This is a genomic window from Salinimicrobium oceani, assembly GCF_012037645.1.
On sequence record NZ_JAAVJR010001249.1, the window covers coordinates 1 to 338 of the forward strand.

General features: G+C 42.0%; 1 pseudogene. It reads left to right on the top strand.

Features of this window, described 5'->3' with window-relative positions:
- Positions 1 to 321: pseudogene (locus tag HC175_RS21690) on the top strand (hypothetical protein); the annotation flags it as partial.
- Between the last annotated feature and the right edge of the window lie 17 nt (positions 322 to 338).

Consider the following 338-nt stretch of genomic DNA (forward strand, 5'->3'; position numbering starts at 1 on the left):
TTGGTAGAATTTGGTGCTTTGGTGGGATACATGCATTATTTTGAAGATTCTGGGGAAGAAGGAGATCTATCCTGGGAAGGTGAAGATGCTTCGTACCTTCCTTTGGCGGCTTCGGGAAGGATAAACCTTGGAGCTATATATGCCGGCATTGACCTGGGATATGCCCTTGGGCTTAATGATGATAACGATGGCGGCTTCTATTATCGTCCAAAAATTGGCTTCGGTTTCCTTGGCCTTACTTTAGTGGGGTCTTATTCGGGTATTAGTGCAGATGGAATTGAAGTAAATTCTATCAATCTTGGGCTGGAAATGAGTTTTTAAAGTAGTTGAAAATTTTT